23 protein-coding genes are annotated in these 25191 nt (G+C 63.7%); 11 read left to right on the top strand and 12 right to left on the bottom strand.

Features of this window, described 5'->3' with window-relative positions:
- Positions 1–274 precede the first annotated feature (274 nt).
- Both mscL and XB14_RS15405 read left to right on the top strand, forming a co-directional pair.
- Positions 275–703, top strand: coding sequence for a large conductance mechanosensitive channel protein MscL (gene mscL, locus XB14_RS15410; RefSeq protein ID WP_077962453.1), 429 nt, complete (start codon positions 275–277; stop codon positions 701–703).
- 208 nt (positions 704–911) lie between these two features.
- Positions 912–2078, top strand: a complete 1167-nt coding sequence (locus tag XB14_RS15405; RefSeq protein WP_077962452.1) for a pyridoxal phosphate-dependent aminotransferase — start codon at positions 912–914, stop codon at positions 2076–2078.
- A 33-nt stretch (positions 2079–2111) separates the two neighbouring features.
- Here the strand turns inward: XB14_RS15405 and XB14_RS15400 are convergent, their stop codons facing one another.
- The 8 genes from XB14_RS15400 to XB14_RS15365 all read right to left on the bottom strand — a co-directional run bounded on the left by XB14_RS15400 (position 2112) and on the right by XB14_RS15365 (position 9973).
- The gene (locus XB14_RS15400) at positions 2112–2420 is read right to left on the bottom strand and encodes a chorismate mutase family protein (RefSeq protein ID WP_077962451.1); all 309 of its coding nucleotides are present in this window, start codon (positions 2418–2420) and stop codon (positions 2112–2114) included.
- A 451-nt stretch (positions 2421–2871) separates the two neighbouring features.
- A complete protein-coding gene (cydB, locus tag XB14_RS15395) occupies positions 2872–3876 on the bottom strand; it encodes a cytochrome d ubiquinol oxidase subunit II (RefSeq protein ID WP_077962450.1) in 1005 nt (334 codons plus the stop codon).
- On the bottom strand, positions 3866–5293 hold the full coding sequence (locus XB14_RS15390) for a cytochrome ubiquinol oxidase subunit I (protein WP_143348394.1): 1428 nt from the start codon (positions 5291–5293) through the stop codon (positions 3866–3868). The genes cydB and XB14_RS15390 overlap by 11 nt, the downstream gene beginning before the upstream one ends.
- 272 nt (positions 5294–5565) lie before the next feature.
- On the bottom strand, positions 5566–6735 hold the full coding sequence (locus XB14_RS15385) for a M20 aminoacylase family protein (RefSeq protein ID WP_077962448.1): 1170 nt from the start codon (positions 6733–6735) through the stop codon (positions 5566–5568).
- 1 nt (position 6736) lies between these two features.
- The gene (locus XB14_RS15380; protein ID WP_077962447.1) at positions 6737–7561 is read right to left on the bottom strand and encodes an ABC transporter permease; all 825 of its coding nucleotides are present in this window, start codon (positions 7559–7561) and stop codon (positions 6737–6739) included.
- Positions 7558–8283, bottom strand: a complete 726-nt coding sequence (locus XB14_RS15375; RefSeq protein ID WP_077962446.1) for an ABC transporter permease — start codon at positions 8281–8283, stop codon at positions 7558–7560. The genes XB14_RS15380 and XB14_RS15375 overlap by 4 nt, the downstream gene beginning before the upstream one ends.
- A 97-nt stretch (positions 8284–8380) precedes the next feature.
- On the bottom strand, positions 8381–9163 hold the full coding sequence (locus XB14_RS15370; protein ID WP_077962445.1) for a transporter substrate-binding domain-containing protein: 783 nt from the start codon (positions 9161–9163) through the stop codon (positions 8381–8383).
- 36 nt (positions 9164–9199) lie between these two features.
- Entirely contained in the window at positions 9200–9973 is a 774-nt protein-coding gene (locus XB14_RS15365; RefSeq protein WP_077962444.1) for an ABC transporter ATP-binding protein, read from the bottom strand.
- A gap of 271 nt (positions 9974–10244) precedes the next feature.
- Between XB14_RS15365 and XB14_RS15360 the strand changes: the two genes are divergently transcribed.
- The 8 genes from XB14_RS15360 (at position 10245) to XB14_RS15325 (ending at position 19459) form a co-directional block, all read left to right on the top strand.
- A complete protein-coding gene (locus XB14_RS15360) occupies positions 10245–10868 on the top strand; it encodes a TetR/AcrR family transcriptional regulator (RefSeq protein WP_077962443.1) in 624 nt (207 codons plus the stop codon).
- A 17-nt stretch (positions 10869–10885) separates the two neighbouring features.
- Positions 10886–12076 carry a pyridoxal phosphate-dependent aminotransferase gene (locus XB14_RS15355; RefSeq protein WP_077962442.1) on the top strand — a complete coding sequence of 397 codons (1191 nt, stop codon included), beginning with the start codon at positions 10886–10888 and terminating at the stop codon, positions 12074–12076.
- Entirely contained in the window at positions 12073–13680 is a 1608-nt protein-coding gene (locus XB14_RS15350) for a 5-guanidino-2-oxopentanoate decarboxylase (RefSeq protein WP_077962441.1), read from the top strand. The genes XB14_RS15355 and XB14_RS15350 overlap by 4 nt, the downstream gene beginning before the upstream one ends.
- Before the next feature lie 163 nt (positions 13681–13843).
- Entirely contained in the window at positions 13844–14251 is a 408-nt protein-coding gene (locus XB14_RS33570; RefSeq protein WP_077962440.1) for a hypothetical protein, read from the top strand.
- A gap of 111 nt (positions 14252–14362) precedes the next feature.
- The gene (secD, locus tag XB14_RS15340; protein ID WP_077962439.1) at positions 14363–16903 is read left to right on the top strand and encodes a protein translocase subunit SecD; all 2541 of its coding nucleotides are present in this window, start codon (positions 14363–14365) and stop codon (positions 16901–16903) included.
- 512 nt (positions 16904–17415) lie between these two features.
- A complete protein-coding gene (locus XB14_RS15335) occupies positions 17416–17628 on the top strand; it encodes a hypothetical protein (protein WP_077962438.1) in 213 nt (70 codons plus the stop codon).
- 220 nt (positions 17629–17848) lie between these two features.
- Positions 17849–18301: an RrF2 family transcriptional regulator gene (locus tag XB14_RS15330; protein WP_034797035.1), complete on the top strand. Its 453-nt coding sequence runs from the start codon at positions 17849–17851 to the stop codon at positions 18299–18301.
- 147 nt (positions 18302–18448) lie between these two features.
- Positions 18449–19459, top strand: coding sequence for a KpsF/GutQ family sugar-phosphate isomerase (locus XB14_RS15325; RefSeq protein ID WP_077962437.1), 1011 nt, complete (start codon positions 18449–18451; stop codon positions 19457–19459).
- A gap of 33 nt (positions 19460–19492) precedes the next feature.
- Here XB14_RS15325 and XB14_RS15320 read toward each other — a convergent pair whose 3' ends face one another.
- The gene (locus XB14_RS15320; protein ID WP_077962436.1) at positions 19493–20017 is read right to left on the bottom strand and encodes an Lrp/AsnC family transcriptional regulator; all 525 of its coding nucleotides are present in this window, start codon (positions 20015–20017) and stop codon (positions 19493–19495) included.
- A 48-nt stretch (positions 20018–20065) separates the two neighbouring features.
- Here XB14_RS15320 and XB14_RS15315 point away from each other — a divergent pair, with 48 nt between their 5' ends.
- On the top strand, positions 20066–21238 hold the full coding sequence (locus tag XB14_RS15315) for an MFS transporter (RefSeq protein ID WP_077962435.1): 1173 nt from the start codon (positions 20066–20068) through the stop codon (positions 21236–21238).
- Positions 21239–21280: 42 nt separating this feature from the next.
- Here the strand turns inward: XB14_RS15315 and XB14_RS15310 are convergent, their stop codons facing one another.
- From XB14_RS15310 to XB14_RS15300, 3 genes are all read right to left on the bottom strand, one after another.
- Positions 21281–22594, bottom strand: coding sequence for a capsule biosynthesis protein (locus XB14_RS15310; RefSeq protein ID WP_077962938.1), 1314 nt, complete (start codon positions 22592–22594; stop codon positions 21281–21283).
- Between the two features lie 28 nt (positions 22595–22622).
- The gene (locus XB14_RS15305) at positions 22623–24215 is read right to left on the bottom strand and encodes an LTA synthase family protein (RefSeq protein WP_077962434.1); all 1593 of its coding nucleotides are present in this window, start codon (positions 24213–24215) and stop codon (positions 22623–22625) included.
- Between the two features lie 97 nt (positions 24216–24312).
- Entirely contained in the window at positions 24313–25152 is an 840-nt protein-coding gene (locus tag XB14_RS15300; protein WP_077962433.1) for an SDR family oxidoreductase, read from the bottom strand.
- Between the last annotated feature and the right edge of the window lie 39 nt (positions 25153–25191).

Raw genomic sequence — 25191 nt, 5'->3', positions numbered from 1 at the left:
GCCTCACTCCTCCAGGGCGGAGCATAGGACAAGTCCACCGGGTTGAGAATTGCCCACGCATGAGTCTTAAGTTCAAGGCCCGACACGAGAAACTCGACACGAGAAATCGGCATGCGTCGCACGCCCTTTCCTCGTTCCTGCTCCATCCGCTGCTAATTGACCAAAGGCAAAGAAAGGTTTTCTCGTTGCCCGCTTTGGTTTAGTTTCCGTAAACGCTTGCAGCGCGGGACAGCGCCGCCGGCCGTTTTCAAACGGGGATAATACGGAGAGATTTATGCTGAATGAGTTCAAGGAGTTTATTGCCCGCGGGAACGTGATGGATCTCGCGGTCGGTGTCATCATCGGCGCCGCCTTCAACAAGATCGTGACGTCGGTCGTTGAAGACCTGGTGATGCCGGTCGTCGGTGCGCTCACCGGCGGCGGTTTCGATTTCTCCAATTATTTCCTGCCGCTCTCGGCCAACGTGACGGCGACGTCTCTCGCCGCTGCCCGTCAGCAGGGCGCGGTCTTTGCCTATGGCAACTTCATCACCGTGTTCATCAACTTCCTGATCCTTGCCTGGATCATCTTCCTGATGATCAAGGCCGTGAACCGCATGCGCGCGTCGATCGAGAAAAAGAAGGACGAGGCGCCGGCCGCTCCGCCGCCGGAAGACATTCTGCTTCTCGGTGAAATCCGCGACTTGCTGAAGCAGCGCGCGTGATTTTCCTCGCGGCCCTGGCTTCGCCGGGGCCGCGAAACATCACAGAAATCGATAAACCGGTCAGATAAAGTCGCGTGATCGGGCAAGCGAAAGCGGCTAGAAGCGACGGGCAAGCTGGAGCGGTTGATTTCCGCTCCAATCCATTGGAATTCTTCGCGATGATCTCGGGTGATCCGGCCCAGGTGTGTCGTGCCTCCGGAGCCCGCCGATGACCATCCTCAGCACGATCAGCCCCCGCGCGCTTTCGGCACCCGAAAGCGGCATCGTCGAGGTGGTCAACTATGCCCGCGGGCGCGATGGCCTGATTCCGCTCTGGGTCGGCGAAGGCGACCTGCCGACGCCGGCCTTCATCAGCGATGTCGCGCGCGACGCGCTTGCCGCCGGAGAGACCTTCTACACTTGGCAGCGCGGCATCCCGCCCCTGCGCGAGGCGCTGTCGCGCTATTATCAGCGCCGTTTCCATAAGACCCTCGCGCCTGAAAATTTCTACGTCGTCGGCTCCGGCATGCAGGCGATCAAGCTCTCGATCGAGGCAATCGCGTCACCGGGGGACGAAATGGTGCTCCTGACGCCGGCCTGGCCGAACTTTGCCGCCGCCGCCGATCTCTCCGGCGTCCGGCCGGTTTCTGTCGAGCTCCGCTTCGAACACGGCAAATGGCAGCTCGACCTTGAGCGGCTCGAAGCCGCGATCGGGCCGAAGACCAGGGCGCTGTTCATCAACACGCCGTCGAACCCGACCGGCTGGTCCGCGACCCGCGAAGAGCTGGCCGCGATCCTGGCGCTGGCGCGCAGGCACGGGCTCTGGATCATCGCCGACGAGATCTATGCGCTTTACTATTATGGCGGCGCACGGGCGCCGTCCTTCCTCGACGTGATGGAGGAAGGCGACCGGATCCTCTTCGTCAATTCCTTCTCTAAGAACTGGTCGATGACCGGCTGGCGCGTCGGCTGGATCGTCGCTCCGCCCGAGATCGGCCAGGTGCTCGAAAATCTCGTGCAATATTCGACCTCGGGCGTCGCTCAGTTCATGCAGCGCGGCGCCGTCGTGGCGCTCGATGAGGGCGATGCCTTCGTCGACGCTAATGTCGCTAAGGCGGCCACGAACCGTGACGTTTTCTGCGACGCGCTGATCGCCACCAACCGGGTGGAAACGCTCAAACCCGACGGTGCGCTCTATGCGTTCCTGAAGATCGACGGCGTCACCGATTCGCGCGCTGCCGCGATCGACATCGTCGACAAGACCGGTGTCGGCCTGGCGCCGGGAACCGCGTTTGGGGACGGCGGCTCGCTGTTCATGCGCGCCTGTTTCCTGCGCGATCCGGGCCAGGTGAAGGAAGCGGCGGACCGCCTGCAGGGTTACATCCTCGGGCGCTGACGGCCACAGACGGCAAGATCGGACTTGGCGACGTTATTCGTCGCCGGTCTCGCCGAGCAGTTTCTGCTCATGGGCGATCGCATGACCGATCAGCCGCGCCCAGATATCCTCGTAAAAATCGGGGTCCAGATTGAAGTTCTGAGCGTTCTTGCGCGCGTTCTCGCGCACTTCCATCACCCGCGCCGGAATGTCGGCCTTCAGCTTCAGCGGCGCCTTGATCTCGGCCGCCCGGTCGATATAGCCCCAGCGTTCGGCAAACAGCGACATCAGCGCCTGGTCGAGCCGGTCGATCTCGGCACGCACGTCGGCCATGGTGGTGCATTGTGCGGGGGTCTTCTGCATCTGTCTCGTCCGATTGCCCGAAGCGCGGCCTTCCGGCCGATCCAGGATGTTCGAGCGTCCCTCGGCTCTCAGCAAGCGGGGCGCTCTTGTGGCGCACTGCTAACAAACGGCGAGCTCTCTTGGAAGGGGCAACAGGGTCGCAGCAAGGCGACGGTCCTGTGGTCACCTCAGCAGGCGATCGCTCTGCAGGGGAGGAGGGTGCGGTCCTGTCTCCGTCTGCGGCGATCGCCTGCTGACGTGTTGAGAGAACTTAGCCGGCCAAGCTTGAGCGAGGCTAGTTAGAGCGGACCAAGGAGGAAGCATGTATCGCTTTCCCCTTGATCTCGCTCGGAAACCCATCACGTTCCGATCATCAGCTTGATGGCGAGGCCGACGACGGTGACGGTCGCCACCCCGGCGCACCAGAGGCCAACGAACCAGAGAAGCTTGCGGCCGGTTCCCGTTTCACCAGTCAATGGTAGCCCTCCTCCGGATCGACCTTCCCGCGGAACACCCAGTAGGAATAGGCGGTGTAGGCGAGAATGATCGGCACCAGCACCAGCGCGCCGGCAAGCAGGAAGGAGAGGCTTTCCTCAGGCGCGGCCGCGTCCCAGATCGTCATCGAAGGCGGCACCATATAGGGGTAGAAGCTGATGCCGATGCCGGCATAACCGAGCACGAAGAGACCGAGGGCGGCGATGAAGGGGCGGCTGTCGTGCCGGCTGCGAATGCCCGTGATCAGGGCATAGAGGCAGCCGAGAACGAGGGCCGGCACGATGACGCTGAAGATCGCCGTCGGAAAACCGAACCAGCGTTCCAGATATTGCGGCTCCAGGAACGGCGTCCAGAGACTGACGATGCCCATGGCGGCGACGGTGCCGAAGGAACATTTGAGCGCGAGGTCGCGGGCCCGATCGGCAAGATCGCCATGGGTCTTCATGACCAGCCAGGTGGCGCCGAGCAGCGCATAGCCGACGACGACAGCGATGCCTGTCATGATCGAGAATGGCGTCAGCCAGTCCCACCAACCGCCGACATAGGCACGGTTCTCGACCGGAATGCCCTGGACGAGCGCGCCGAGCGTAATCCCTTGGGCAAGCGCCGCAAGCATCGAACCGCCGGAAAAGGCCCAGTTCCAGAGATACTCGGCCCGCCGCGTGCGCCAGCGATACTCGAAGGCGACGCCGCGGAAGATGAGGCCGATCACCATGGCGATGATGGGTGCATAGAGTGCTGGCAGGATGGTCGCATAGGCCAGCGGAAACACGGCCATCAGGCCGCCGCCGCCGAGCACCAGCCAGGTCTCGTTGCCGTCCCAGACCGGGGCGACGGAATTCATCATCACGTCGCGGTCGTGCTTCTCCGGGAAGAACGGGAAGAGGATGCCGACACCGAGGTCGAAGCCGTCGAGAATGACATAGGCGAGCACCGCAAAGGCGATGATGCCGGCCCAGATGAACGGCAGATCAAGCTCCATGGTGGCCTCCCTTAATGTTTGCATGGCTGCTGTGGATGGCGGGGCCCGGCATGATGCCGGAACTGCGCAATGGTCCTTCGCCGAGCTCCGGCATCGGATCGCGCGGCAATCGCGCCATCAGCCGGAGGATGTAGAAGGTGCCGGCACCGAAGACGAAGAAATAGACGATGATGAAGGCGATCAGCGAGGCGGCGACCGCGGGTGCCGCGATTGGCGCCACCGAGTTTGCGGTCAGCAGGTGGCCATAGACCGTGTAGGGCTGGCGGCCGACTTCGGTGGTGACCCAGCCGGCAAGCACGGCGACGAAGCCTGCAGGCCCCATGGCGATCGCGGCGCGGTGCAGCCAGACATTGCTGTCGAGCGTGCCGCGATAGCGACACCAGAGCGACCAGAGCCCGATGCCGAGCATGGCGAAGCCGAGGCCGACCATCACCCGGAATGACCAGAACACGATACCGACGGGCGGGTGCAGTTCCTCCGGGATCGTATCGAGCCCGGCGAGAGGCGCGTTCAGATCATGCTTCAGGATGAGGCTGGAGAGCTTCGGGATCTCGATCGCATAGTCGACGCGCTTTTCCGGCGAGTTCGGGATGCCGAAGAGGATCAGCGGCGCGCCATCCGGATGGCTCTGGTAGTGGCCTTCCATCGCCATCACCTTGGCCGGCTGGTGCTCCAGCGTGTTGAGGCCATGCATGTCGCCGGCGAAGATCTGGATCGGTGCGACGATCGCCGCCATCCACATCGCCATGGAAAACATCTTTCGCGCCCGCCGCGGTGCGGTCTTGCGGATCAGGTGCCAGGCACCGCAGGCGCCGACGACGAAGGCCGTCGTGAGATAGGCCGCCAGCACCATATGCGTGAGGCGGTAGGGGAAGGAGGGGTTGAAGACGATCGCCCACCAGTCGACCGGGACGAACTGGCCCGCTTCGTTCATGGCAAACCCGGTCGGCGTCTGCATCCAGGAGTTCGCCGAAAGGATCCAGGTGGCCGAAATCAGCGTGCCGATGGCGACCATCAGCGTTGCCAAGAAGTGCAGCTTCGGCCCGACGCGGTTAAGGCCGAAAAGCATGACGCCGAGGAAACCCGCCTCGAGGAAGAAGGCGGTCAGCACCTCGTAGCCCATCAGCGGTCCGATGATCGGCCCGGCCTTGTCGGAAAAGACGCTCCAGTTGGTGCCGAACTGGTAGGACATCACGATGCCGGAGACGACGCCCATGCCGAAGGCGACCGCAAAGATCGTCTTCCAGAAATTGAAGAGCTCGAGATAGACCTCGTCCTTCTTCCAGAGCCAGAGGCCTTCCAGCACCGCCAGGTAACTGGCAAGCCCGATGGAAAAGGCGGGGAAGATGATGTGGAACGAGACGGTGAAGGCAAACTGGAAGCGAGCGAGCAGGGTCGCATCGAAACTCTCAAACACGGGCGCAATCCTTTCAGACATACGGGCGCGGCCTGTCAGGACGACACGCGGACCGTAGCGCTTTGGCTGCTGCATAATCGTTCTTCGGTCGGGGTCCGACCTCGGGACGTTTCTTGGCCTCCGGCCGCAGCAAATCCCTGGATTGCAGCGGCTTTTCAGCATGCGCTTGAATCTGCGCCAAAATTGCCAAACGTCAATGACGGCGCGTCCGCCACGTTGTCACACTGCGGCAATGTTGCGCTGCGGCATATTGGCGAAGGACGAAGGGGATATCAGCGGCGCGCGAGATAGGTTTCCGCCAGCTCCGTCCAGAAGGCGGCGCCGATCGGCAGCAGGTCGTCGTTGAAGTCGTAGCCGGGGTGATGCAGCGGCTTGTCGTCGTCGCTGACCTTCGAACCGAGGAAGAAGTAGGTCCCCGGCCGTTCCTTGAGCATATAGGCGAAGTCTTCGCTGCCCATGAAGGGACGGACAAGATCGACCACCTTGTCGGCGCCGGCAAACCGAACCGCAAGCTCGCGGACGAAATCCGTCTCGTCCTTGTGGTTGATCGTCGCGTCGTAGCTGCGCTGATAGTCGACGGTTGCGCGCATGCCGAAGCTGGTCGCCTGCGCTTCGGCGATCATGCGGATGCGACGCTCGAGCTCGTCGCGGACATCAGGTTCGAACGAGCGGATGCCGACGACGATCTCGGCGCGCTCCGGGATGATGTTGCTGGCCGAGCCCGCATGGAAGGCACCGACGGTGACGACGGTCGGGTCCATCGGATGGATGTTGCGCGAGACGATCGATTGCAGCGCCATGACGATCGAGGCGCCGCAGACGATGGGATCTGCTGTTTCCTGCGGCTCCGCGCCATGCCCGCCGCGTCCATGCACGGTGATGCGCGCCTCGTCGACGGCGGCCATGATCGGGCCTTCTCTCAGGGCGAACTGGCCAAAGGGCAGGCCGGGCTCGTTGTGAAGCGCGAACACGGCGTCGCAAGGAAACTGATCGAACAGGCCCTCGTCCATCATGATCTTGGCGCCGCCGAAATTCTCCTCGGCCGGCTGGAAGATCAGGTGGATCGTGCCGTCGAAATTGCGGCGCTCGGCAAGCGCGCGGGCAGCACCGAGCAGCATCGTCGTGTGTCCGTCATGGCCGCAGGCATGCATCAGCCCGGAGGTCTTGCTGGCATAGTCGAGCCCGGTCTCCTCGAGGATCGGAAGCGCATCGATGTCGGCGCGGATACCGATCGAGCGTGTGCCGGTTCCGTTCCTGAGCGTTGCGACGGCACCGGTTTTCGCAAGCCCTGTCGTCACCTCGTAGCCGAGGCTTTCCAGGTGTCTCGCAATGAAGGCGGCAGTTCGCGTCTCCTCCAGTCCGAGTTCCGGATGGGCATGCAGGTCGTGGCGGATGGCGACCAGTTCCGGCATGGCGTTGGTGATCGAGGGGGAAAGCTTCATGTCAGGCACCGCGGGTTGGGATGCGATTTTCGAAGGTGCGGAAAGCGACCACCAGAATGCCGGTGAGGCACATGTAGATGAGTGCGAGCAAAAGCAGCGGCTCGTAGGTGAGGAAGGTTTCCTGCCGCACCTTGGAGATGACCGCATAGACGTCGACGACGGTCACGGTCGCGACAAGCGGCGTCGATTTCAGCTGCAGCACGGTTTCGCCGTTGAGCGTCGGCAGCGCCCGGTGGATGGCGCGCGGCAGCCAGATGCGGCGGAACATCGTCCAGCGGCCCATGCCATAGGCCTTGGCCGCCTCAAGCTCGCCGTTCGGAACGCCGGCAAAGGCGCCGCGCATCACCTCGCCCTCGTAGGCGGCAAACGAGATGGTCAGTGCCGCCACGCCATAGGGCCACGCCTCGCGCAGATAGGGCCAGAGGAAGGATTGGCGGATCGCCGGGAACTGCGGGAACAGCGAGCCGAGCCCGTAATAGAGCAGCCAGAGCTGCAGGAGCAGCGGCGTGCCGCGAATGACGGTACAGAAGATCTTGGCCGGCAGTTTCAGGAACCAGGGGCCGGTCACCTGCACAAGGCCGATCGGCACCGCCAGCAGGAAGCCGAGGATCGCGGTGCTGAACAGCATCGCCAGGCTGACGAGGATGCCCCAGCCAAGCCTTGGCAGGTAACGCGGCAGCCAGTCCCAGCGCATGAAGACGGCGACGGCGACGACGAAAGCGGCAAAGACCAGCATCATCACGATGCGATGCGGCTTGAAGAAGCTTTTCGCCGTCGGCAGGTCCTCGGGCGTAAAGGCGACGGCGTGGGTGGTTTCGTCGGTCATCGGTTCACCGCAAGACCGCGTCGGGCGTGGCGTTCGAGCATGCCGATGAAGACGTTGGAGACGAGCGTCAGCGCCAGATAAAGTGCGCCGGCTGCCAGGAAGAACAGGAGATAGGCCTTGGTCGTGCCGGCCGCCTGGCGCGTGACCAGCGTCAGCTCGCTGAAACCGACGACGGCGAGAAGGGCCGTATCCTTGGTGGCGATCAGCCAGAGATTGGAAAGGCCGGGAATGGCATAGGGCAGCATCGCCGGCAGCGTAATGCGCCGCAGGACCATGGTCGGCGACATGCCATAGGCGCGCGCCGCCTCGATCTGGCCGGCAGGCACCGCCTTGATCGCGCCGCGCAACACCTCGGTCGAGTAGGCGCCCTGCACGACGCCGATCACGAAGATGCCGGCCATCAGGCCGCTGATGTCGACCGGGCCGATTGCAACGAGCGCAAGCACCTGGTTGAGCAGATCGGTGCCGGCGTAATAGAGCAAGAGGATCAGCACCAGTTCCGGCACTGCGCGCACGACCGTCGTGTAGCATTCGAGCAGGTCCCGCAGCACCGGACCGCCATAGAGCTTACCGAAAGCGCCGCCGACGCCGAGCGCCAGTCCGAGCGTGAAGCCGCCGACGGCGATCTGGATCGAGTTGAAAAAACCCTGCAGCAGCACGCCGCCCCAGCCGGGTGCTGAAAGCGAGAGCAGGCCCCAGTTGACGAGGGAATCCGCAGCCATGGTCGAGCTCCGATGACGCCGGCCGGCGGACGCTGCAGCGCTGCGTGCCCTTCAGACACCCAACGCTGCAGCAGGTCGATCGCTGGCCGATCGCGCCTTACTTGCCGTAGATGTCGAAGTCGAAGTACTTCTTCGAGAACGTGTCGTAGGTGCCGTTGTCGCGGATCGCCTTGATCGCGGCGTTGACCTTGTCCTTGAGCTCGGTCTCGCCCTTGCGCAGGCCGACCCCCACACCCGGGCCGATCACGGCGACATCTTCGGCGACGTCGCCCTTGTAGTCGCAGCATTCCTTGCCCTGGTCGGTCGCGAGGAACGCCTTGAGCGCGATGGCGTCCGCCTGGACGGCGTCGAGACGGCCGGCGGCGAGGTCGTTGTTGGCCTCGTCCTGCGTCTGGTATTCCTTGACGTCGACGCCTGCCGGCGCGAAGTGCTTGGCGGCGTAGGCTTGGTGGACCGTCGACACCTGGACGCCGAGCGACTTGCCGTTGAGGCCCTCCGGCGTCGGCTTGATGTCCTGGCCCTTGGTGCCGATGATGCCGGTCGGGGTGTTGTAGTACTTGTCGGAGAAATCGATCGTTTTCAGCCGTTCATCGGTGATCGACATCGAGCTGATGATCATGTCGATCTTCTTCGAAGTCAGCGCCGGAATGATGCCGTCCCAGGCGACCGGCGTCAGCACGCATTCGAGCTTGGCCTCGGCGCACATCGCGTTCATGAACTCGACTTCCCAGCCTTCCCACTTGCCGCTGGCATCAGGCGCCGTGAACGGCGCATAGGGCTCGGCGGCGACCCCGACCTTCAGCGCTTCCGCCGACGCAGCGACACCGCCGCTGACGGCGATTGCCGCCGCAACGGCCAGGACTTTCAATGCCTTCTTCATGCTGTTCCCCTTTTTGGTTGTTTAGCATTCAGGAATTCAGTGAATGGAACTGATGAACTTCTTGAGCCTTTCCGAGCGCGGTGAACCGAAGATGGCTTCTGGCGGGCCCTGCTCCTCGATCACGCCGTTGTGGAGAAAGACGATGTGGTTGGCGACATCGCGCGCGAACTTCATCTCGTGGGTGACGAGGATCATCGTGCGTTTTTCACGTGCAAGATCGCCGATGACCGAGAGCACTTCTCCGACAAGCTCGGGGTCGAGCGCCGAGGTCGGCTCGTCGAAGAGCATGACCAGCGGCTGGATGGCAAGCGCCCGGGCGATGGCCGCGCGCTGCTGTTGTCCGCCGGAGAGGAAGGAGGGGTAGGCGTCGCGTTTTTCGTAGAGGCCGACGCGCTTGAGCAACGTTTCGGCCGTCGCGACCGCTTCCGGCTTCGGCTTGCCGAGCACATGGATCGGCGCCTCGATGACGTTTTCGAGGATGGTCATGTGCTGCCAGAGATTGAAGCTCTGGAACACCATGCCGAGCTGGCTGCGGATCCGCTGGACTTGGCGACGGTCCTCCGGCACCAGGCCTCCGCGGCCGTCGGCTTTCATCTTGATCTTCTCGCCGTGCACGCTGACGCTGCCGGCCGACGGGAGTTCGAGGAGGTTGATGCAGCGCAGGAAGGTGGACTTGCCGGAACCGCTGCCGCCGATAATCGCGATCACGTCGCCTTGCTTCGCTGTGAGCGAAACACCTTTCAGCACTTCCAATGGCCCGAAACGCTTGTGCAGGTCAGTGACCGCGATTGCCTGGGCCGCATCCGTCATCGGCGCGCCGCTCCCATGGCTCTGCGAGCTTTTGTCGTCAGCATGAACAGTTCCCCTGTCATTTTCCGCGCGGCATCTTTGGCCTGTCACGGGTTTTGTTGGCCGGCATGGTTGCACTTGTGTAGCTATTATTCAAGCGTATAATAATACGCATCGTCGATTTTTTGACGCCCGCCCAAAGCACCGATTTCCCGAAGGAGCCGCCCATGATCCCGTCCCGGACGAAGCCCTTTTCGACCGTGTCACGGCATCCGGTCCGGCGGGTTGCCAAGTGAACAGGCGCAGCTTTCATCGCGCTGCGGAAGGCGAGCGCCGCCAGGAACTGATCGAAGCGACGCTCGACTGCATCTCCGAATTCGGGCTGAAGGGCGCAACGGTACGGCAGATCGCGATCCGCGCCGGCGTCACGGCCGGGCTGGTGCGCCACTACTTCGAATCGAAGGACCAGATGGTCGCCGAGGCCTATCGTGCCGTCATCGCTTCCTTGACCGAGAAGGCGAGCAAGGTCGTGGGCGATCCGGAAACGCGGCTTCGCGATTTCATCGCGATCAATCTCACCGAGCCGGTCGCCGACAGCCGCAGCATCTCGCTCTGGGCCGCCTTCATCAGCCAGGTGCGCGTCGACCCGGTGCTGTCGGAGATCCACCGCGAGGGTTACCTGACGTTCCGCAATTCGCTGCAGGAACTGCTCGCCGACTTCCTCGCGGCCAAGGGCAAGCCGGCCGATGCCGAAACCTGCCGGGCCTTCGCTATCGCCATCAACGGGCTGGTCGACGGCCTCTGGGTGGAAGGGTGCCTGGCGGGCGACCTCTTTCGCGAGGGCGAGCTCGTCGCCATCGCCATGTCCTCCGTCGAGGCTCTGCTCGGGACTTCGATCGGAAACGCAAAACAATGAAAACGGGAGAAAGCACCATGCGCTACGCGTCCATCACCGAACGTCTTGCCGATCTGGGTTCGGGAAAATGGTCGCTGCATATTCGCGCCCGCCAGTTGAGGGCTGCCGGTGCCGACATCATCGAATTGACGATCGGTGAACCGGATCTTCCGCCGGACCGCGCTCTTCTCGACGAATGCCAGCGCGCGATGAATGCCGGGCGCTACCGCTATTCGAATGGCCGCGGGGAGCCGGCGGTCGTGGTGGCCGTCGCGGAGAAGTACCGCCGCCGTCGCGCCGACGTGACGACGGAGAACGTGCTTTGTTTCCCCGGCACGCAGACGGCGCTCTTCGCCGTGATCCTGGGGCTGGCGGAGGCCGGCGATGCCGTGCTCGTCGGCGATCCGCTCTATGCGACCTATGAAGGCGTCATCCGCTCCACCGGCGCCCATCCGGTGCTGGTACCGCTGAAGCCGGAATTCGGTTTCCACATGCAGGCCGCCGACCTCGAAAAGGCGATCACGCCGGAGAGCCGGGTGCTGCTGCTGAATACGCCGCACAATCCGACCGGCGCCGTGCTGACGGCGGAAGAAATTGCCGCGATCGGCGAGGTCGCGCGTCGTCACGATCTCTGGATCGTCTGCGACGAGGTCTATGAGGAGCTGGTGTTCGACGCCGTCTTTGCCTCGCCCTTCGACAATCCCGATCTCGCCGAACGCACGATCGTCGTCTCGTCGATCTCCAAATCGCACGCCGCCCCCGGCTTCCGCAGCGGCTGGGCGGTCGGCCCGGTCGAGTTCACCGAGCGGCTGCTGCCGGTCTCCGAAACGATGCTTTTCGGCACCCAGCCCTTCATCGCCGACATGACCGCCTACGCCCTGACCCACGACATCGATACGGCACGCCGGATGCGCGAATCCTACAAGTCGCGGGCCGCACGGATCGTCGCCGGCCTGGCCTCGGCGCCGGGCATCGAGGTGTTCGCGCCCGAGGCGGGCATGTTCACCTTGATCGACGTTTCCGGAACCGGCCTCGATGGCGATGCGTTTGCCTGGGCACTGCTCGAAGAAGAGGGGGTTGCCGTCATGCCCGGATCGTCCTTTGGCGACGAAGCACAGAACTATCTGCGCGTCAGCCTGACCGTGCCCGATGACGCCATCGATGAAGCCTGCCGTCGCATCACCGCACTTGCCGAACGGGCCAGCCTGCGCAAGGAGCGCCGCGCATGACGATGGAAAAGACGGTTGGTGAAGTCCTCGTCGATCTGCTCGAGGCCAATGGCGTCGAGGTGGTGTTCGGCATTCCCGGCGTGCACACGGTCGAGCTTTACCGGGGCCTTGCGGCATCGAAGATCCGCCACGTGACGCCGCGGCACGAACAGGGGGCCGGCTTCATGGCCGACGGCTACGCCCGCGTCAGCGGCAAGCCGGGTGTTGCCCTCGTCATAACCGGGCCGGGGCTGACGAACACGATCACGGCGATGGCGCAGGCCCGCCAGGATTCGATCCCGATGCTGGTGATTTCAGGCGTGAACCGCCGCGATTCACTCGGCCATGGCCGCGGGCTTTTGCACGAACTGCCCGATCAGCACGGGATGATGAAGACGCTGGCGCTCTATTCGCACACCCTCCTCAATCCGGAAGACCTGCCTTTCGTCGTCGACCGGGCCTTCTCGGTGCTCGTCTCCGGCCGGCCGGGACCGGTTCATATCGAGATCCCGACCGACGTGATGTCGGCGAAGATCGCGCCGCAGGCGGTGCGACCGGCGACTGCCACGCGCCCGCGCTCCGACAGTGAGACGCTGCAGCGCGCCGCGATCCTCTGCGCCGACGCCTCGCGCCCGGTCATCATCTGCGGCGGCGGCGCGCTGACGGCGGAAGCCGAGGTGACGGCGCTCGCCGACCAGATCGGCGCGCCTGTTGTCACCACCGTCAATGCTCGCGGCATGCTTGCGGGCAACCCCTTGCGCGTGCCCGCAAGCCCGAGCCTCAAGGCCGTGCGGTCGCTGCTGAGGGAGGCGGACCTCGTTCTGGCGCTCGGCACCGAAATGGGCCAGACGGATTACGACATGTATGCCGACGGCGGCTTCCCGGCCTTGCGCAATCTCATCCGCACCGACATCGATGCGGCACAGCTCGCGCGTGGCCCGCACGCGGCGCTTTCGATCCTTTCGGGCGCGAAGGCTGCGACATCGGGCATCCTCGCCTTCCTGCCGGGGCACGGCAAAAAGGATGGCGCAGCGCGTGCCGAAACCGCGCGGCGGGCGGCGCTGAAGGAACTGACCGCCAAGATGCGGGCCGAAATCGGCATCATCGAAACGATCTACCGCACGCTTCCCGACTGCACGGTCGTCGGCGACTCGACCCAGGCCGTCTATGCCGGCAACCTCTACTGTGATGCACCGCGGCAGCGCAGCTGGTTCAATTCGGCGACCGGCTACGGTTCGCTCGGCTACGCACCACCGGCCGCCGTCGGCGCGGCGGTCGCCGATCCATCGCGACCGGTTGTCTGCCTCGTCGGCGACGGCGGCTTCCAGTTCTCGCTGGCCGAGATCGGTTCGACCGTCGATGCGCAGGCGCAGGTGATCTTCCTGGTCTGGAACAATGACGGCTACCAGGAAATCGAAAGCTACATGGTCGACGCCGGCGTCACACCCGAGGGCGTCAAGCCTTCGGCGCCGGACTTCCTGATGGCGGCCAAGGCCTATGGCGTCGAAGGGCAACGGCTTGCTTCCGTCGGTGATCTCTCCCAGGCGCTTGCCGAGGCGGCGAAGCGCAAGGGGCCGTCGCTCATCGAGATCCACGAACGGAGAACGAGCGGCCTCACGGCCTGAACAACGACAACCGCGAAACCGGCCGGATTTGACTTTTCCGGCCTGGAATGATGTTAAGGGCGCTCATGCTCGATTCCGGCCACGTTTTTTCGTTAAGGTCGGCATTCAGGCTGAATTTCGTCTCGCTGGCGCCTAGTCGCCAAGGAAAGGGACCGCGTCCTTGATGGACCGCACGGGTGGTGGCAGCAAGAACATGCAGGCCGGCCGGCTTCTCGCCGTGCTGTGGCTCTTTTGTGCCTCCTTCGCGATGCAGGTCATCTCGGTCGGACAAAGCATCCCCTCCCGGTCGTCGTCGGGCGCCCAGGCCGGCAACGCTGCCGACACGGGTTCCGGCGACCGTCCCGCCGCAAGGCAGGTTTCGCGGGCGACGCCGCTTTCCGATCTCCGCTTCACCGTCGAGCGCAAGGACGCCAAGTCCGCGGCCGACGATGGCTTGCCGGCGCTGCTGCCGGCATCCGACGAGCTGAAGTTTCCTGAACTTTCGGGCGGCCAGGTCCTGGGCCGCATTGCCCTTTCCATCGGCAATACGCCGAGCCATGGCCCCCATATCCGCGCGCCTCCGCGCGCTTGATCCACCAGATACTCCGGCTGGCTTGCGGCTTCGGCTGCAGCATTGCCTTCAATGAAAACAAAGCCCTGACGACGCGCCCCGTGCCCGTGCAGGCTCTTCTGGAACCACACCATGCGTACACCGAAATGGGCGATTCTCGTCTATCTCGTCGTGATCATCTTCGGATGTGTCGCGGCGCTTCCGAACGTGCTGACGCCAGCACAACGTGAACAATTCGCAGCCTGGCTGCCGGTCAAGCCGGTGACCCTCGGCCTCGACCTCAAGGGCGGCTCGCACCTCGTTCTCGAAGTCGATGCCGCCGGCCTGCGCAAGGCTCGCCTCGAAACCTTGCTTGACGATACGCGCCGGGCGCTGCGCGCCGAGCGCATTTCGGCCTCCTCGGCCCGCATCGCCGGCGATACCGTTACCGTGAAGATCGAAGACGCGGCTGACCGCGAAAAGGTTCTGCCGAAGCTGAAAGAGTTGGCCGCTCCCGTCGGTACGCTTGGCTTCGGCGGCGCGGCTTCCGATATCGATGTGACCGAGAACGGCGACAGCATCAACATCGCGATGACCGAGGCCGGCCTTGCCGACCGCACCACCAAGGCCGTCGAACAGAGCCTCGAGATCATTCGCCAGCGCGTCGATACCGTCGGCGTCGCCGAGCCGCTGATCCAGCGTGTCGGTTCCGACCGCATTCTCGTCCAGCTTCCGGGCCTCGAGGATCCGACGGCACTGCGCCAGCTCCTGGGCTCGACCGCGCAGATGAGCTTCCACATGGTCGACCAGACTGTGGATCCGAACCAGCCGGCGCCGCGCGGCGTCGACATCCTGCCGGGCGCGCACGACAACAACAAGTACGCGGTCGAAAGCCGCGTCGCGATTTCGGGCGAGCGCCTGGCCGATGCCAAGGCCGGCTTCGACCAGCGCACCAACGAACCGATCGTGTCCTTCACCTTCGACACGCTCGGTGCGCGCCAGTTCGCGGAAATCACCCAGGCTGCCGTCGGCAAGCCCTTTGCCATCGTTCTTGACGGCAAGGTCCTGACCGCACCGGTCATCCGCGAGCCGATCATCGGCGGCAACGGCCAGATCAGCGGCAACTTCACCGCACAGGAAGCAACCGTTCTTTCCGCGCTGCTGCGCTCCGGCGCGCTGCCGGCACCGCTGACCGTCATCGAAGAACGCTCCGTCGGACCGAACCTCGGTTCCGACTCGATCCGCATGGGCATCTACACCGGTCTCGCCGGCTTCGCGCTCGTCGTCACCCTCATGGTCGTGCTCTACGGCGCCTGGGGCATGATCGCCAATGTCGGCCTGGTGCTGCACACGATCCTCACGGTCGCGCTTCTGGCCATGCTCGGCTCGACGCTGACCTTGCCCGGCATCGCCGGTATCATTCTCGGCATCGGCATGGCGGTGGACGCCAACATCCTGATCAACGCCCGTATCCGCGAAGAAACGGAAGCGGGTGCCGGAGCGATGAAGGCGCTCGATATCGGCTTCAACAAGGCCTATGCGACCATCATCGATAGCAACGTCACGACGCTCTCGGGCACCGTGCTGCTCTTCGCCTTCGGCTCCGGCCCGGTGAAGGGCTTCGCCGTCACCATGATGCTCGGCATCATCATCTCGATGTTCACCTCGATCACCATCGTGCGCCTGATGATGCGCGAGGTCGTCGTCCGCCGGAAGATGAAGAAGCTCGAGATCCCGTCGCTGTTCGGCAAGGTTCCGAAGCTTCCGTCCTTCTCCTTCATGAAGGGCCGCTTCGTCGCCATCGGCATGTCGGCGTTCCTGTCGGTCAGCTCCGTGGTCCTGTTCTTCACCCCGGGCCTCAACTACGGCATCGACTTCGTCGGCGGTATCCAGGTCGAAACCACCTCGAAGAACACGCTCGACCTGCCGGCGTTGCGCCACAATCTCGAAGCGCTCAACATCGGCGAAGTGGCACTGCAGGAATTCGGCCAGGACAAGTCGGTCCTGATCCGCGTCCAGCGCCAGCCGGGCGGCGAGCAGGAGCAGACGGCAGCGCTCAACCGCATCAAGGACGCCGTCGTCCAGACGATCCCGGATGCGAGCTTCGAGCGTACCGAAGTCGTCGGCCCGACCGTCAGTACCGAGCTTGCCCGTTCGGGCTTCCTCGCCGTCGGTCTCGCCATGGTGGCGATCCTGCTCTACATCTGGTTCCGTTTCGAATGGCACTTCGCCGTCGGCGCGATCGCGGTGCTGTTGCTCGACATCACCAAGACGATCGGCTTCTTCGCGCTGACCGGCATCGACTTCAACCTGACGGCTATCGCCGCGCTGCTGACGATGATCGGCTACTCGGTCAACGACAAGGTCGTGGTCTATGACCGCATGCGCGAGAACCTGCGCAAGTACAAGTCGATGCCGTTCTCGGACCTCATCGACATGAGCATCAACCAGGTGATCGCGCGATGCATCTTCACCTCGATGGCGACCGCCTTCTCGTTGGTGCCGATGGCGATCTGGGGCGGCGATGCCGTCAAGAGCTTCGCCTGGCCGATGATCTTCGGCGTGATCGTGGCAACGACGTCGTCGATCTATATCGGCGGCCCGATCCTGCTCTTCCTCAATCGTTGGTGGAAGGATCGCGAAGCATCCCGCGGCGGCACGACCACGCCGCAGGCGGGCACGCCTGCTGCCTGACATCGGGCATTGGAACACAAAACGTGAAGGGGCGGCCTGACGGGCCGCCCCTTTTTTGTCCGAATGTGCTGTCTTTATCCACCCGTGCCTGCAGACTGATTCTTCGCTTCCTAAATAGCGTGGGTCTCCGGCTCCGGAACGGGTGGATGGATTTTGCGTCCATCGCCCCTGAAATTTAAAGGGTGAAGAAATTTTTTCTGCGTCTTCATCTTTTTAATTGACGGAATTGGTAGATTATTCTAGTTTGCCACTACGTGAACGCGGGGAGTCCGCCTCACGGTTGTTCATCGAACGCTCCGGCATTGCTGATGCCGGGCCAGCCAAAGGAGAGTGACATGTCCGAAACCGTCTCGACCGCCGCCTTCTTCGGCACGCGTCTTCTTTGTCGCGCAACAGAGAAAAAATGGCTCATTCGCAATCTTTGCCGAATGTGACCTTCGAACCCCTCGAACTTTATCTTTTGCCGAAATTGAAAGTTTCCGCGCCGACGGCGTGGATGGAGCGTTATTTGTATGAGCAAGCAGGTTATCGAATTTGGCGGCGAGGCCGTCGGCGTTGTTGTCCCGGATGAAGATCGCTTCAAGTTCCTGGCGGTGAAGTATCATGTCTGGGATCTGGACGCGAAGCGCTTCGGTTCGGCCGATGAGGCGCGCGCCGCGATCCGGCAGTTGTTGGCCCACCAGGCCGTCCAGGCAAAGCGGCAGAGCCACAGCGCCGCCGCCTGAAGCGGACGAGAAAAGCCGGTTCGGCTTTTCTCCCGCATTCGCCCGGAAGGCACCCCGAGATCTCCGCCGCGTCGGCCGCACGCAATGTCCGCGACACTGGCCAATTCCCCACTATAATTATATGTTGGCAGTACGTTTCTTGTGCTATGCCAAGCTATATTTGCATTTGCGCGGATGATTCCCGTTTTATGGGGTGCCGCCGCAGGGAAAGCGTGCCGGAATGCTGACGAAGAAGGGAAAGTACGGACTGAAGGCCTTGGTCGATCTTGCACGGCTGGAGCCGGGGGAGACCGCCTTCATTACCGAGATCGCGCAGCGCAACAACATCCCGAAGAAATTCCTGGACACAATCCTGCTCGAACTGCGCAACGCCGGCATGCTGCGCTCGAAGAAGGGGCCCGGCGGTGGCTACTCGCTCTCGCGGCCCGCTTCGGAAATCCGCATTGGTCATGTCATCCGCACGCTGGATGGGCCGCTCGCGCCAATCCGCTGTGCGAGCCGTACGGCCTATGAGGTCTGCGAGGACTGCAACGATCCCGAGACCTGTCAGGTGCGGGTTTCGATGACGACGGTCCGCGATGCCGTCGCTGCTATTCTTGATTCGATGACGCTCGAAGAATTCGCGGCCGACAAGTCGATGCCGCTCGAAATGGAAGAAAAGCGCGCCGGCTGACGAAAACGACGCTGATCGCGGCCAGTTTTCCCCCAAACTCTGCTTCCAAGACTTGGTTTGCCAAGAAAAAGCGCTTATCTGCCGTCAATGGGTCTGGCGGGCAGAATATCTGCCTGTTGCTTAAGTCTTCGCAGAATTGGGGTCATCATGGGTTTGAGACATGTATCGGCGGATGATCGCACCGCACTTGCGGCCTTGGAGTCGATTGGCCGGACGCTGACGACCGCGATGGCCGGCATCAGGGCGCTGGCGGATCAATTCGGCGCCGACGAGGTCTTTGCCCGCAGTGTCGTCGAAGCTGTCGAACTGGTCGGCGAAAGTAAGGGGCGCGTCGTCGTCTCCGGCGTCGGCAAGAGCGGCCATATCGGCCGCAAGATCGCAGCCACCCTGGCCTCGACCGGAACGTCCGCCTATTTCGTGCACCCCACCGAGGCAAGCCACGGCGACCTCGGCATGGTCACCTCGCAGGACGTGCTGATCCTGCTCTCCTGGTCGGGCGAGACCGCCGAGCTTGCCAACATGCTCACCTATGCCAAGCGCTTCAACGTGCCGATCGTCTCGATCTGCGCCAACCGCGACAGCGTGCTTGCCCGCAACTCCGAAGTGCCGATCGTGTTGCCGAAGGTTCAGGAAGCCTGCCCGCACGGCCTCGCGCCGACGACCTCGGCGATGCTGCAACTCGCCATTGGCGACGCGCTCGCCATCGCGCTCTTGGAGCGGCGCGGCTTTTCGGCCGAGGACTTCAAGACCTTCCATCCGGGCGGCAAACTCGGCGCGCAACTGCGGCTGGTGCGCGAACTGGCGCATGAGGGCGCCCAGATGCCCCTGCTAAGCATGGGGCGCCCGATGAGCGAGGCGCTGATCGAGATGTCATCCAAGGGCTTCGGCGTCGTCGGTATCGTCGACGATGGCGGCAAGCTCGTCGGCGTCATCACCGACGGCGACCTGCGTCGACACATGTCCGGCGACTTGCTCTTGCAGCCGGTCGAGGCAGTGATGTCGCGCAATCCGCGCGTCATCCGCGGCGACGTGCTTGCAAGCGGCGCCATGGAGTTCATGCAGCAGCACAAGGTGACCGTGCTGTTCGTCGTCGACGATGGCGGAGCCCCGGTCAGCATCCTGCATATCCACGACCTGCTGCGCGCCGGCGTCGTCTGAGGCAGGCAGGCGGGTCCGCCTGGCGAAACCAGCCTAACCCTTCACCACGGCGGGCCAGTCGCCCGTCGTGCCCGGCTGCACCGGCCGTTCCAGATAGGTCGAAAGCACCACATAGCTGCGCGTCGCCTTGACGCCGGGCGTGTCGTAGAGGCGCGCCAGAAGCCCTTCGAGCGCATGCGTGCTCTCGGTACGGACCTTGAGCAGCATGCAGGTATCGCCGGCGACGGAATGGATCTCCTCCACTTCCGGGCATTCCTCGATCGCAAGCAGCGCCTGTGTCTTGCCCCAGCCGGTCGTATCGACATGGACGAAGGCGAGCAGCGTCTTGCCGACCGCCTCGGGATCGATGAGCGCCGACACGCGGCGGATCGCGCCCGACCGTCGCAGCCGCTTTACCCGTTCATGCGCCGCCGGTGGCGAAAGCCCGACCCGTTCGCCAAGCTCGGCATAGCTTGTGGTCGCGTCCTCGACGAGCACGCCTAATAGTTTTCGGTCCATCGCGTCGAGGTCGCGTTCCGGCGGACGTTTCCGCCGAACGTCATCTGTATTTTGGTCCATACCGAAAATTCCTCTTGTTGCTGAACTTCATTCTGCAAAAATGAAGGAATGACGAACATCAATCAACCCATTTCGCCGGTCTCCATCGACACAGTACGTATCCCGCGCTTCGCCTATGTCCTGACCGTGTGCATCGGAGTCATCGGCTCCAACTCGCTGGCGCTCGGGCCGATCGCGCCCGAAGTGGCGCGCAGCCTCGGTGCGGATGTTCCCTCCGTGATGGTCGCTTCGGCAGCCTTCGGACTTGGCACGGCCGTCAGCGCCATCTTCCTCGGCCGCTTCATCGACCGCTACGGTCCCCATTGCGTTCTGGCGGCAGCCCTCTTGCTTCTGGCCGCCGGGCTTGCCGCCAGCGCGCTGGCGCCGATGCTGGTGCTCCTGGTCGCCGCCCAGCTCGTTGTCGGCGTCGCCACGGGCATCGCGCTTCCCTCGATCTATACGCTGGCCTCGATGATCGCGCCGGCCGGACGGGAGAGCGAGACCATCGGCTTGGTGCTGACCGGCTGGACGCTCAGCATGGTGGCCGGTGTGCCGCTATCGGCAGCGATCGCCGACTTCGGGGGATGGCGCGCCGTCTACTTCGTCGTTGCCGCAGCCACGGTGGTCGCCTGCGCCGCCGTCAGGCTCGCGCCGGTGCGGGAACGCGCGACCGGCACGACGACGTCGCCGCTGGCGGCGCTTGGCGTGCGTGGCGCCGGGCCGCTCCTGGTCGCCTGCGCCGCGTTCATGGCCGCCTTCTACGGGGTCTATGCCTATATCGGCGAACACCTGCATGCGGCACTCGGACTGCCCCTCAGCGCCAATGGTCTTGTGGCCGTATCCTACGGGTTCGGCTTCGGTGCGGCGGCCCTTCTCGACCGCCTGATCGATCGCTTCGGCGCGGGCAAATTGCTGCCCCTGATCTTCCTTGTCGTCGCGGGCGTTTATGGCGCGATGGCGGCCGCGAGCGGCTCCTACACGGCCATGCTCGTCGTCGTCTTCTGCTGGGGCCTTGCCAACCATTTCGGTCTCAACGTGCTGATCATGCGGCTGACGGGGCTCGATCCGGCCAGGCGTGGCGCGATCATGGGGCTGAACAGCGGCGTTACCTATCTGTCGCTCTTTGCGGGAACGCTTGGTTTCGGCGTGGTCTACGCTGGGGCCGGTTTTTCGGCGCTGCCCTTGGTCGCGTCCGGACTGATGCTGGCGGCGGCGGTCGCCGCGATGCTTGCACCGCGTTAGATCGCGGCGCGTGAGGCCGACTGGCAGATAACGAAAGGTGCGTTACCCTTGGCGCGAAGGGGAACGCACCCGCTTCGCCGGCTTCTGCCGCGGCGGCGGGTCAATGAAGGCGCCGGGCTCATTGAGGCTGCTTTCGTCCAGCCGCCGGGCGATCGCTTCTGCACCGGCGTCGGTTCCGGCGCGGGAATAGAAGTTGCCGCGCACCTGGATCGACGCGGCGAGCAGGCGGAACATCGCATCACTGAGTTCAGGCTGCGGCGCTTGCGGCCCCTGCCAGAAGGTGTCGAGCGGCTGCTGGTCGGTCAGCCCGGCAATATCGAAGACGGCAGTCCCGAGCACCTTGACCGATCGCCCCTGTTTCAGGGCATGCAGGCCGGCCGTCGAATTCACCGTGACCATGCCGGCACTCGCCTCGCCAAGCGTGTCGAGGTTGCCGCCATCGAGGTAGAAGACGCGCCCGCCCAGGCCCAATCCGGCTGCGCGCTGTTCGATGAAGCTGCGCCAGGGGATGAGGTCATTGTCGAGCGGATGAACCTTGAAGACGAGGCGGGCATCTTGCGGAGCGCTTGCCGCGAAGGAAGCCAGAACCTCTGAGATCGCATCCCTCTGGCTGTGGAAGGGCGAATGCGCCCGGAGCTGAAAGTCGGTTTCGAGCTGCAGTGGATAGACGAAGTAGGGGGCATCGTCCGAAAGAAGTTTCGCGACGGTCGCCTCGGCTTCCGCGTTGCGCCGCTTCTCGGACAGCAGCCGGCGCACCCAGCCGGCATATTCGGCGAGCGGATGAAAAATCGCGTGGCGGCGATAGTGAGGAAACAGGAACCAGAAGAAGACGTTCGGCAGATTGTAGAGCAGGTCGTAGCTCGCATCGGCGAGGAACGTCTGGCTGTAGCGCTTGCGCCAGTCCGGCTCCGGCAGGCTTGAAGCAGCCGAAAGGATCTGTCCGGCGTCGTTCGGAAAATGGGAGTTCGACGACATGCCGTTGCGCTCGAGCGTCAGCCAGTCCGGCCGCAGATAGCCCATTTCGATGATGGCAACGCTGACGCCCGCCTGCCTGGCGACGGCGGTGGCTGCCCGGTGATAGGGCCGCTCCTCGCCGAGAAGCAGCATATCGGTGACGCCGTGAGTCGCGATGAAAGTCTCAAGATAGCCGGGCCAGCCCGCCGCCGTGCCGCGATAGTTGAAGCCGCCCTTGCGTCGCCAGAAGATCTGGTCGCCGGCGTTCAGATTGATCCTCAGGCAGCGGTGGCCAAGGGCTTCGAGCCGGTCGGCGATCTTGCCGAAGATCGGCGAGGAGGGGCCCTGCAGGAACAGGAAAACCCGCTGTCCCGGGCGGCCGGCCGCACCGGCCGATATCATCGAAGCGTCCTCCATCCGTCGACCGCCGCTACCGCAGCTTATCCTTTCTCAGGTTCGCGCGGTTGAGAAGCGCCTCGATCAGGTTCCACGCCTCGACGCTGCTCGGCTCGACCGGCTTGTGGGACGACCGCTTTGCCTTAGCGAGCGGCACGATCATGTAGTCCGTACGCGGATCCGGAAAGGGGTCGGCAAAGGATTTGAGCAGCGGCGCGTGGTCGCCGTAGAAGACGAGCCAGACCGGACGGTCGAGCTTGTCGAGCCGCTCGCTCAATGTGTTGAGCGCTGCGTCGGACTGTTCGAGGATGGCGAGGTAGATATCGACGGGATTGGTGAGGTCTCCGACACGGCCCGGCTCCCATGGGCCGTGATTGGCCATGGATGCGACGAAGATGAAGCCGTTGTCATCTTCGGGCAGTTTCTCGCACGCATCGATCACCTTCGCCGCGAGCTTCTCGTCGGTGACGTAGGGTCCGTCTCGCTCGGGGTGATGGTCGAAACCGTCGAGCATCGTCAGCTTGGAGAAGCCGAGCTGCGGCATCGCCTTGTGCCTGAGAAAGAAGGTCCGGTCATAGGGGTGGATGAAGTGGGTGTTCCAGCCCGCCCGCTTCATCTTTCCCGGCCAGACGACGTCGGCATAGTGCGACGCGCGCAGATACGGATAGCTCGCATCGACATGGATGTCGTCGGGCTCCAGCCCGCTGATGACGGCGAATTCGGTGCGCAGCGTATAGCCGCCTTCGAACACGCTGCTGAGCCGGCCCCATTGCACCGCCTCGCGCCGCAACCGGTCCAGCGTCGGCAGTTTCAGCGTATCGACACCGAAGTGCCGCATGTCGATGAAGGATTCCGATTGCCAGACGACGATCAGCGGCGAGCCATCGTCGCCGATCAGATCCTGCACGGCGGCCCGGACGATCTCCGAGAGTTCCGCGACGATCTTTTCGCGACGGACACCGAGCCAGATAATGAAGCGGAAGACGACCGAACCGAAGGTGCCGAAGCGCACCGTGTTCATCTTGACGTCGAGCACCTTGAGCAGCCGCTGCACCAATGCCGCCGTCGGCCGGTTAACCGGGCCATAGAAGAGCAAGAGCCAGGGACCGTAGGCGACGCCGAGCATCAACAGGATCCAGAAGGCCTTGCCCCGATCCGGCAGGATGGACGGCTCGAAGTACAAGTAGAGGCCGGAAACACCGAAGACGTAGAGGAACGCCACGGTCCAGAAGACGACGTTCAGCGAGCTCGCATAGAAGATCGTCTTGTACTTGAAAACGTCGACGACGAGCGCGATGTCGGAAAAGATCAGCGGCTCGCGGATGAACTTGAACTTGGCGCGGGAAATGCCGGTGAAGATGATGAAGAAGCTCATCGTGCCGGCTGCCGCATAGAGCGGACGCCAGGAGCCGGCGAAGAAGCCGGCAAAGACCAGCGCGATGACCGGCAGGCGGGCAAGCACATCGACCACGTCCTGCGTGCTTCCGAAGGGTGAGGGATTGGCGCGCCGCTCCCGCTTCGGCAGAGCGAAGCGGTCGGTGAAGAAGATCACCGCACAGGACAGCAGATAACAGCTCAGCGTCAGTGTTATCGGGTAATCGTGCAACTGAAAGGGAAGCAACGCCAAGCGGAAACCTTCATGTCTTCATGCCGGCCGACGCCGCTTTATGCGGCACAGCGTCCGCCCGACACTTAGATCTTATCGATGCTAGGTACAAGCGCCGTCAGGTCTGGTGCTCCGACACTCCACGATTATGCGCGGCGGGGGCGCTGTCCTGTGCGATCGCCCTGTCGAACCACCAGTGGATAACGGGGCGAACGGCCGGTCCGAAACGACCGAGCAGGTAGAGTGTCAGCCCGAAAAAGATCTCGAACCGGCCCCGGTCGATGCCCCCGGCAATCCGCTTCGCCACCAGGTCCGCCGGCCAGGGCCGGACCACGCCCATGATCTTCTCGGCTTCGGAGGGGCGGGTCGCAAGTTCGCGTTGAAGCTGCGGCGTCTCAGTGTCCGGCGGGAAACACACGGAGACGCTCACGCCGTGCGGGCGTGCTTCGAAGCGGAGGGCCTGGGCAAAGCCGTGAAGCGCGAACTTCGAGGCGCAATAGGCCGAATAGCCATAGATGCCGATGAGGCCGGAGCCCGAGGAGATCATCATGATCCGGCCCTGTCCGCGCCGCTTCATGCCGTCATAGACGGCCCGCACCGCATGCACCGTGCCGGAAAAATTGACCTCCATCTGCCGTTGGAACGAGGCACTGTCGAGTTCCTCGAAACGGCCCGGCTCGACGATACCCGCCGACGTCACCAGGATATCGCAGGGACCGAAAGCCTGTTCGCAGCGCCGGATCGCCGCTGCGACGTCGCGTTCCTCCGCGACATCGGTGGTCTCGATCCTGACGTTGCCGGCGCTCGCCCCGTTGGAGGCGGCCAGCTTCGCCTGCGCCTGTTCGAGAAGGTCGCGAGAGCGTGCGATCAGCGAGACGCGTGCGCCGCGCGCCGCATAGATCGACGCGACCGCCAGGCCGATCCCGCTCGAGCCACCGGTGATGATCACATGCGTCATGCAGGTCGTCCGTTGTGGAGCAATTCCGGAAAGGCGCGA

This window comes from Ensifer adhaerens (assembly GCF_002007205.1).
Classification (GTDB): domain Bacteria; phylum Pseudomonadota; class Alphaproteobacteria; order Rhizobiales; family Rhizobiaceae; genus Ensifer; species Ensifer adhaerens_D.
This window is presented reverse-complemented; position numbering and strand designations above follow the sequence as displayed.